Consider the following 8,621-nt stretch of genomic DNA (forward strand, 5'->3'; position numbering starts at 1 on the left):
GGGCACGCCGCAGGGGAGAGCCCCCGTGACGCGAGATCCAGGACGGTGCGCCAGTCGATGGTGCGCAGCCCTTGGAGCAGGCGGTAGAAAGGCGTGGTTGAGTCCGCACACGAGAGCGGTATGGCGGGCAGCCAGGCCGTGGAACGGGCACCGGGCCAGGTGTCCGCGGTGGCGCTTCGCGGCGTCCACCACCATGCAGGTGGGTCAGGCGGCTGCAACGCCCAGCCGTTCGAGCCGGTGTGCCCAGCCGGCGCAGTGGATGCCGATGAGAGCGGGTGGCAGGCCGCGGTGCGTGAGTACGACCATCGTGTCGTCGCCGTCAGGGGTCAGCACGACCTCGACGGTCGATGCGCCGGGCGGCAGGGTGTCGTCGCCGGGGATGCCCCAGGTGAACACGACGCGGTATGGCGGCTCGACAGTGGTGTAGGCACCGCGGGCGACGACGTCACCCATGTCGAGCGAGAACACACCGCCGGGCTGCGGGTCGAGTTCAGCCCGGATGCCGATCCACTTGACGATGAGCGCCGGGTCGGTGAGGTACGGGAAGACAACCTCGGGCGGCGCCTTGATGTGCTCGGTCGCGACGATGATGTCGTTGCGGATCTCGGCGGTCACGGCTACCTCATCGGTGGTCGGGGATGGGCCGTCTCGACGGCCTTCTTCAGGCGGCTGAGGGCGTCAGGCCAGAACTCGGATAGCAGTTCGCGCACCGGCTCGAGCGACTCGTGGCGCAGCGCGTAGAGGCGGCGGGTTCCCTCGCGGCGCTCGGTGAGGAGGCCGGCCTGCTTGAGTACGCCGATGTGCTGGCTGACCGCCTGCTGGGTGAGAGTGAAGCTCGCCGCGATCTGGCCCGCAGGCAGTTCGGTGTGCTGGACGAGGCGCAGGATCTGTCGCCGGTGCGGGTCGGCGAGCGCCCGCAGCACCGCATCGGGCGCCGCGGGCGACGGCTGGTTCCGTTCGGCCATGGGACTAGGGTCTCAGGCCCCGAACGGGGTGCCGGTGCCGGTCCTGGCGAAGGTCTCGATGCTCGCCATGAAGTACGTCCAGGCGGCGACGCAGGCGTCCCAGCACTCGAGCTGTCGGGTCAGGCCGGCGTGCCGGAAGCGCAGCTCAGTGCCGGTGTCGGCGGCGACGATGTCGAACTCCATCGTCGTGCCGAGCCATTCCTGCGTGTGTCCGGTGGGTGTGGTCCCGTCGAGCGCGATGGGCTCCCAGACCACTCGGGTGGGTCCCGCTTCGAGGACGCGCATTGCGTTGGCGCCGTGATCGCCGAAGCTGGTGACGAGCATGCCGCCGACTGCTGCATCGCCCTCGGTCGGTCCCCACCAGCGGCTCACGCCGGCAGCGGACGTGAACAGCGCTGACACGCTTTCGGGGCTGGCGGCAAGGTGCAGGGCCGCAGTGAAGTCCTGCGTCCGCATGCTGGTGGCGCCGGTCATCCCGGCCTCCTCTCAGATCCACAAGCAATTTCTTGTTCAAGTATCTACTTGTAAAGCTAGATAGAGCCCCGTCCCGTGTCAAGGGACCTCGGCAAACTGGCGCGACGTGAGCTTCCCCCGGCTTCCCGGACAGCTGAGCTGAGGCGACGCGACCTGCGCCTGGCCCGGCAGAAGCCGAGCTGGGGCTACCGCCGCATCCACGGCGGACTGTCCGACCTCGGCATCAAGGTCACCCCGTCCACGACTCTGCGACAGTGGGCAAGAGATTCATAAAGGGCTATCAGGTTGACTGGATGTTTTCCCGCAGGACGTCATCCAGCAGCGACGGCTTGAGGCCGAACGTCTGCTCGGTCAGGGACGAATCCAGAAAAAAGGGCCGCCGGAACTGGTACTGCATCTCGGGCAGCTCGCGGATCATCGGCGAGGCGATGCCCGCTATCGTCAGCATCCAGTCAGGCATGGCGCGCAGCCTCGGGCCGGGCGCTCCGGCCAGGTCCGCGAGCCGAGTCGCCAACTCCCGCACCGTAACCGCCGGGTTCGTCGGCACATGCCAGACCCGGCCCCAGGCGCGGTCGTCCTGACTCGCCGCGACCAGCGCACGTGCGGCGTCGCCGGTCGCCGTCCAGCTGTGCGGCAGGTCGAGGTCCGCCGGCACCACCGCGAGCTTGCCGGCCAGCACCTTTGGCACCGCCGCTAGGGTGAACACCGAGCCGGCTCCGCCGCCGATGAAGTCACTGGCCCGCACCTCGGTGACCCGCACCCGGCCCACACGGTGCGCGGCGAGCGCTTCCTCCCACATCGCCGCCCGGATCCTGCCCTTCTTGCTGGACGGCGCCAACGGCGTCTCCTCGGTCATCGGCTTGTCCACCGGCCCGTACGCGTAGAGGTTGCCGAGCATCACGTAGCCGGCTCCGGTCACCTCCGCGGTCTTCAGCAGGGACTTCGCCAGCGGCGGAAACTGCGTCTGCCAGCGGTGGTAGGGCGGCGCGGCGCAGTTGAACAGCGTTTCCGCGCCCCTGGTCAGCTCAGTCAGACGGACGGCGTCGACGGCGTCGGCCACGACCCGCTCAATCCGCGGATGCTCCGGCCCGCTGCCGGTGCGAGTGACGAGGCGGACGTCGTGGCCCGAATCCGCCAGCAGCCTAGCGGTCGCGATGCCCGTACCTCCGGCACCGATCACGACAGACAACGGCATGTCTTCCTCCAATTTCGCGTTTCGAACGTGCTCACTGTGCGCCACAACAGCCGGACAGCACAGTGGCCCGAATGCCATATGCACGTAGGATCTGGCCATGCATCAGATCGCCGTCGTGGCCGTGCCTCCGGTCGGCACCTTCGAGCTCGCTATCCCGGACCTGATCTTCAGCGCTGTACAGGTGGCCGGGCACCCCGCTTACGACGTGCTCACCTGCGCGGCCGAGCCGGGCCGGGTCACCAGCACCGGAGGGCTCGACGTGTTCGTGCCGCACGGGCTGGACCGCACCGAGACCGCCGACACGGTCATGGTCACCGGCACCGGGGCGCGCGAGCATGCGGATCCCCGCGCGCTCGCGGCCCTGCGTCGGGCGGCGGCGCGGGGCGCGCGGATCGCGTCCATCTGCACTGGCGCCTTCGTGCTCGCCCAGGCTGGCCTCCTGGACGGTCGCCGCGCCACCACACACTGGCGCTACGCCGCCGAACTCGGTGAGCGCTTCCCGTCCGTCACCCCGCAACCGGATGTGTTGTACGTCCAGGACGGCGACATCGTGACCTCCGCGGGCCTGGCCGCTGGGATCGACATGTGCCTGCACCTGATCCGCATTGACCACGGCGCCGCGACCGCCAACACCGTGGCACGCCTTGGGGTCGTGGCGCCGGTGCGCCCCGGCGGCCAGGCCCAGTTCATCAGGTCCCCGCTGCCGGAGGAGAACGGGACGACGCTGGCCGACACCCGGGCGTGGGTGCTGGGCCGGCTGGGTGAGCCGCTGACCCTCACCGACCTCGCCACGCATGCGCGGATGAGCGTCCGAACCCTGACCCGACGCTTCCGCGCCGAGACCGGCCAGAGCCCGTTGCAGTGGCTGCTGCATCAGCGCGTCGAGCAGGCATGCGAACTGTTGGAGGCGACGGACCTGCCATTGACGCGGGTGGCCCACCTCAGTGGCATCGGCAGCATCGAGTCGCTGCGCCAGCATGTCGTCCGCCGAACCGGTCTCAACCCAAGCGCGTACCGCGCATCGTTCACCCGTCGACACAGCGCATGAGCCACAGCGGACAAGAACGGGCTCACGGCGACAACTCGCCACGCTGACCCGTTACCGGAGACTCCGGCGACGGGCCTCCTAGTGCTCGCGACCGTGCCGGTGCCCGGCCGCGGCCAGTTCGGCGTCTATCCGCGACGCCCCGTACGCAACCCCGGAGACGCCTCGTACACCGTGGCGATCTTCTGGGTGAGCGCCTGGTCGACGCGTTCCCGCTGGACGGCTGCGCACGGGCTCAGGGTCAAGTCGCCACCTTTCCCAGCACCGTGCCGGATCCGCGGCGTTCTTGGCGGAGCGCCGCATGGAGCAAGAGCCCGGACAGGGCGGTGAGCAGGGGTGCGATCGAGAAGCCAGCGGTAATCCCGATGTGGTCGGCGAGGGAGCCGAGCAGGAACGGGGCGGCGAGAACCAGCACCCCGCCGAGGAGTTGGGCGCGGGCATTGGCGGCGTCGGTGTTGCCCGGTGCGGCTGCAAGGGTCAGGGCCAGGGCCAGCGGGAACTGGTTGGCGATGCCCAGGCCCGTGACGAACAGGGCGAGCAGGGCGAGGGCCGAACCACCGGGCAGCCGGAGGGCGACCAGGCCGGCGAGGGTGACCGCGAGCGACCCGCCCAGCAGGAAACCGGCCTGGCCGGGACGGCGGGTCAGGCGAACCGCCGCGACGCGGCCGAGCAGGATGCCTGCGTAAAAGATCGTCATGGCGGTGGCGGCCGCGGCCGTGGACAGTCGGTGGGCCGCCGTCAGGAGCTCGGCGCCGAAATACACCACGGAGAATTCGACGCCGATGCCGACCGCCACGAGCAGGCACAGCAGCCAGCACGCCAGGGACAACCGAGAGGCGTGTCGGTGCAGTGGGTTGTGCGGCGGGCGGGGCGGTGGGGCCGGCAGCGGCTCGTGCCGGTAGACCACGGCGAGGACCACCAAGGCGAGCGCCGGTACCGCCATGGCGGTGCGCCAGGTGCTCGTGGTCGCCTGCGACAGGCCGAGGGCGAGCGGGGCGACCACGGCCCCGAGTCCGGCGCCGATGTTCATCTCGACCAACGCCCGGTCTCGGCGGGGACCGTGGTGATCGGCGAGCACCGATTGGGTGGTGGTCTGCACGGTGGTGCCGGCGAACCCCATCACGACGGCGCCCAGCAGCGTGATGGTGACGCTGTGGAAGAGCGTGAACAGGGCCGCGCCTGCGGTGGTCACCAGGGCCGACCATCCCAGCACGGCTCGCCGACCCATGGCGGTGGCGAGCGGCGCGAAGGCCGCGCCGGCGACGATGGAGCCGGCCGCCCACAGCGCCGAGTAGACGCTGATCATCGTGTAGGAGAAGCTCAGTTCCGTGCGGAGCAGAGCCAGCGCCGGGCCGAAGGCGTACAGCCAGAAGGTGTACGCACCCAGGGCGCTGTAGGACAGGATGGTCGGCCGGTCCCGTACGAAAGCGTCGCCGGGCAGCGTGGTGGTGGAAATGTCCATCTCCTGCGCCATCCCCGCCCCGTATTCCCCCTGATCGCCGAGCACTTCCGGACCTTGGCGGCCTAGTCTTCGTCGAGCCATCGAAGTTTCCGGATGACGACACCGGGCGCGATCCGGAGCCGGCCGGCGTCCTGTCCCGTGCTCATCGGGACAGAATGGCGACGATCTGGTCGTATCCGCGGTCGCGTGCGTGTTGCAGCGCGTCGACGCCGTCCTTGTCTGGCTGGTGGACGTCCGCGCCAGCGGTCACGAGGATCTCCGCGATCTGCTGGTACGGCTTCGTTCCGTCGCCGAGGATGACGCATTCCAGCAGGGCGGTCCAGCCGAGGTTGTTGACGTGGTTGACGTTGATGCCGGTACGGACGACGCGCTCGACGTACGCGACGTGGCCACGCTCGCTCGCCGGGATGATCGAGATTCCGCCGAATCGGTTCACCACGTTGAGGTCCGGGGCCGCGGGCAGCAGGACCTCGAGCATCGCCACGCTGCCAGTCACGCCCGTCACCAGCCAGGGGGTGTCGTGCCGGTCGTCGAGCGCGTTCGGGTCGGCACCGGCGGCGACGAGCACGCGGGCGGCCTCGACGTGGTCGTTCGCGGCGGCCAGCAGCAGCGCCGTGCGCTGCCGTGCATCGCGGGTCTCGCGGTCGGCGCCGGCCGCCAGTGCTGCGCGTACGCCTGCTGGCTCGCCGGCGTTCGCCGCGGCGAGCAGCGCCTCGTCGGGGGATGTGGTCATGTGGTCCTCCCGGGGTGTCTTATCCGATTGCGTGCAGCCAGCCAGTGCGAGGGTGAGGATGAGCAGTCCACGGCGCTTCACAGCCGGATCAGCTTCCGTTCGAGGGCGGCGTGCACCGCCGCGGTGCGGGAGTCGACGCCGAGCTTGGCGTAGATGTGGACCAGGTGGGTCTTGACGGTGGCCTCGCTGATGAACAACCGTCGGCTGATCTCCCTGTTGGCGTGGCCGCGGGCAAGCAGCGTGAGGATCTCCACCTCGCGGGTGCTGAGGGTGGTACGCGGGCCGCGCATCCGGTCCATCAGCCGGGCCGCGACCGGCGGCGAGAGGACGGTCTGTCCGGCGGCGGCGGCATGCACGGCGCGGAAGAGTTCGTCAGGCGGACAGTCCTTGAGCAGGTATCCGGTCGCACCGGCCTCGATCGCCCGCATGATGTCCTCCTGGGTGTCGTACGTGGTCAACACCAGCACGCGCGGCGGGTCCGGCAGGGCGAGGAGGTGCTCAGTGGCCGCGACCCCGTCGGCTCCGTGGCCGAGTTGCAGGTCCATCAGGACCACGTCGGGGCGCAGCGCGGCGGCCTGCCGGACGGCGTCGTCGGCCGTGGCCGCCTCGGCGACCACGGTCATGTCCGGTCGGGCGCCGAGCAGCGCGCGCAGGCCGGCGCGGACCACCGGATGGTCATCGACCAGGATCAGCCGCAGCGGGTCTGTCATCGCGCCTCCCGCAGCGGCAGGCTCACGGCGAGCACGGTGCCCTCACCTGGTGCGCTTTCGATGGTGACCGTGCCGTTGAGGTGCGCTATCCGTTCGCGGATGCCGGTGAGCCCGAATCCGGTGGCGACCGCGGGGTCGAAACCTGTCCCGTCGTCGTACACGTCGAGCATCACCTCCTTGTCGCCGTAGGTCAGCGTCACCGCGATGTGGTGGGCGTGCGCGTGACGGCGGACGTTGGCCAGGGCGCCCTGCGCGACCCGCAGCAGAGCGACCTCGTTGTCGACGCCGAGCGGCACGACCGTGCCCGCCACGGTGAATCGAACCGCCGTGCCGATGTCGCGTTCGGTCGCCGCGCACAACCGTCGCAGGGCGTCGGTCAACGAGGCGTTGTCGAGCGCCGGAGAGGCCAGCCCCCGGACGAAACGGCGCGCCTCGGCCAGGTTCTCCCGGGCGGTCGCCGCGGCCTGCCGGACATGCCCGCGCGCCTGCGCGGGCTCGGTGTCCCATTCCTGGTCGGCCGCTTGCAGCAGCAGGTTCATGCTCGACAGGCCTTGCGCGAGGGTGTCGTGGATCTCCCGGGACAGCCGGGCTCGTTCCGCCAGCGCCCCGGCCTCGTGCTGGCTGCGGCTCAGCTCGTCCCGGGTCGCCAGCAGATCGTCGAGCGCGTGTTGCCGGGCTCGGTTCTGCCGATCCAGTTCGAGGAAGACAGTGGTGGTGATGGCGGCGATACCCGCCGGCCCGAGCAGCAGGCTGGGTTCGAACCGGTCGGCCAGCCGGATCTGCGCGATCACCACCGCCGCGGTCAGCAGCGCGACCACGGGCCAGACCGCGCGGCGCGGGAGCTGGCGCAGGCCCAGGAAGAACAGCGGGATCGCGCACCAGGCGAAGCTCGGCGCGAGGAAGACGAGCGCGAGGAACGGGACGGTCACCACCGCGAAGCGGGCACCCGGCGCGAAACCCTCCAGCTCGTTCAACGCGTACGCGGCCAGTAGCACGCCGGCCAGCGCCAGCACGCCGACGGTGGCGGCTCCCCCACCGTGGTACACCACATACCGGGAAGCGGAAGCGGCCAGCAGGAGCAGAAACCCCCACCGCATCGCCGCGCCCAGCCGGTCCTCCCGCATCGCCGCACCTCCCTCACGCATTCCGTCTGATCTTGGTAAATGCCCAGCGTACGGCAGGTCTCGGGCGGGCGAATCAACCATCTGATGTATAGCGGTTGGATCCGGCGGGCCATGTCCGCGCCACAGGTCACGACCAGGCTGGGGGACGTCACCTCGACTCGAACGTCGAACCAGAGGAGCATCGCAATGATCAATGTCCGCCGCCGGGCCACCCTCGGCCTGATCGCTGGCGCCGTGGGCGTGGCCACCGTCACCGGCGTCACCATCAACGCCAACGCCGCGGAGTCCACGGTCGCACCCGGCACCGCCGCAGTCGCCGACCAGAGCGCCGTCGTCGCCAACCCGTCACTCGACATCGACGCGGCGCTGCGTGCGGCCGAAGCGACACTCAAGGCGGCCGAGAAGGGCGGCCATCGGGTCACCGTCGTGGTCCTCGACCGATCGGGCGACGTCCAGGTACAGCTCAAGGGCGACGGCGCAGGCCCGCAGACGGCCGAGTCCGCCGAGCGCAAGGCGTATACGGCTGCCTCCTTCGGCCAGCCGACCTCTGCACTCGCCGGCCGAGTCACCGGCCAGGGAGCGACGCTGCGCGACATCCCCGGAACGTTGTTTCTCGCCGGCGGCGTACCGGTGACCGTCGACGGTCAGGTCGTCGGGGCCATCGGAGTCGGTGGCGCGCCCTCCGGCGACCTCGACGAGCAGTACGCCACCACCGGAGCAGCCACCCTGCGTTGAACCGAGGTCCGCAGGCACAGGGCTCGGGATGTTGGACAGCCCGGCCCTGCCGACCTTGGCCGGAGGTAGCCGCGGGGGGGGGGGGGGGGGGGGGGGGGGGGGGGGGGGGGGGGGGGGGGGGGGGGGGGGGGGGGGGGGGGGGGGGGGGGGGGGGCGAGGGGGAGGGGGGGTGTGTTTT

General features: G+C 70.6%; 10 protein-coding genes. 2 read left to right on the forward strand and 8 right to left on the reverse strand.

The window, feature by feature from the left end; translation table 11 throughout:
* Positions 1-204: 204 nt before the first annotated feature.
* The 4 genes from ACZ6S5_RS12665 to ACZ6S5_RS12680 form a co-directional block, all read right to left on the reverse strand.
* The gene (locus ACZ6S5_RS12665; protein WP_466000123.1) at positions 205-615 is read right to left on the reverse strand and encodes an SRPBCC family protein; all 411 of its coding nucleotides are present in this window, start codon (positions 613-615) and stop codon (positions 205-207) included.
* A 2-nt stretch (positions 616-617) separates the two neighbouring features.
* Positions 618-965, reverse strand: a complete 348-nt coding sequence (locus ACZ6S5_RS12670) for an ArsR/SmtB family transcription factor (protein WP_466000124.1) — start codon at positions 963-965, stop codon at positions 618-620.
* A 12-nt stretch (positions 966-977) separates the two neighbouring features.
* Positions 978-1,439, reverse strand: a complete 462-nt coding sequence (locus tag ACZ6S5_RS12675) for an SRPBCC family protein (RefSeq protein WP_466000125.1) — start codon at positions 1,437-1,439, stop codon at positions 978-980.
* A 280-nt stretch (positions 1,440-1,719) separates the two neighbouring features.
* A complete protein-coding gene (locus tag ACZ6S5_RS12680; protein ID WP_466000126.1) occupies positions 1,720-2,634 on the reverse strand; it encodes an NAD-dependent epimerase/dehydratase family protein in 915 nt (304 codons plus the stop codon).
* 97 nt (positions 2,635-2,731) lie between these two features.
* Here ACZ6S5_RS12680 and ACZ6S5_RS12685 point away from each other — a divergent pair, with 97 nt between their 5' ends.
* The gene (locus tag ACZ6S5_RS12685) at positions 2,732-3,682 is read left to right on the forward strand and encodes a GlxA family transcriptional regulator (protein ID WP_466000127.1); all 951 of its coding nucleotides are present in this window, start codon (positions 2,732-2,734) and stop codon (positions 3,680-3,682) included.
* Positions 3,683-3,920: 238 nt separating this feature from the next.
* On the opposite strand, the gene ACZ6S5_RS12690 is transcribed toward ACZ6S5_RS12685, so the two are convergent.
* The 4 genes from ACZ6S5_RS12690 to ACZ6S5_RS12705 form a co-directional block, all read right to left on the reverse strand.
* Positions 3,921-5,153, reverse strand: coding sequence for an MFS transporter (locus ACZ6S5_RS12690; protein WP_466000128.1), 1,233 nt, complete (start codon positions 5,151-5,153; stop codon positions 3,921-3,923).
* 130 nt (positions 5,154-5,283) lie between these two features.
* Positions 5,284-5,955: an ankyrin repeat domain-containing protein gene (locus ACZ6S5_RS12695; protein ID WP_466000129.1), complete on the reverse strand. Its 672-nt coding sequence runs from the start codon at positions 5,953-5,955 to the stop codon at positions 5,284-5,286.
* Positions 5,952-6,584, reverse strand: a complete 633-nt coding sequence (locus ACZ6S5_RS12700) for a response regulator (protein WP_466000130.1) — start codon at positions 6,582-6,584, stop codon at positions 5,952-5,954. The genes ACZ6S5_RS12695 and ACZ6S5_RS12700 overlap by 4 nt, the downstream gene beginning before the upstream one ends.
* A complete protein-coding gene (locus ACZ6S5_RS12705; RefSeq protein WP_466000131.1) occupies positions 6,581-7,708 on the reverse strand; it encodes a sensor histidine kinase in 1,128 nt (375 codons plus the stop codon). The genes ACZ6S5_RS12700 and ACZ6S5_RS12705 overlap by 4 nt, the downstream gene beginning before the upstream one ends.
* A 186-nt stretch (positions 7,709-7,894) precedes the next feature.
* Here ACZ6S5_RS12705 and ACZ6S5_RS12710 point away from each other — a divergent pair, with 186 nt between their 5' ends.
* Positions 7,895-8,443 carry a GlcG/HbpS family heme-binding protein gene (locus tag ACZ6S5_RS12710; RefSeq protein WP_466000132.1) on the forward strand — a complete coding sequence of 183 codons (549 nt, stop codon included), beginning with the start codon at positions 7,895-7,897 and terminating at the stop codon, positions 8,441-8,443.
* Positions 8,444-8,621: the final 178 nt, after the last annotated feature.

The organism is Micromonospora sp. NPDC051924 (assembly GCF_055586005.1).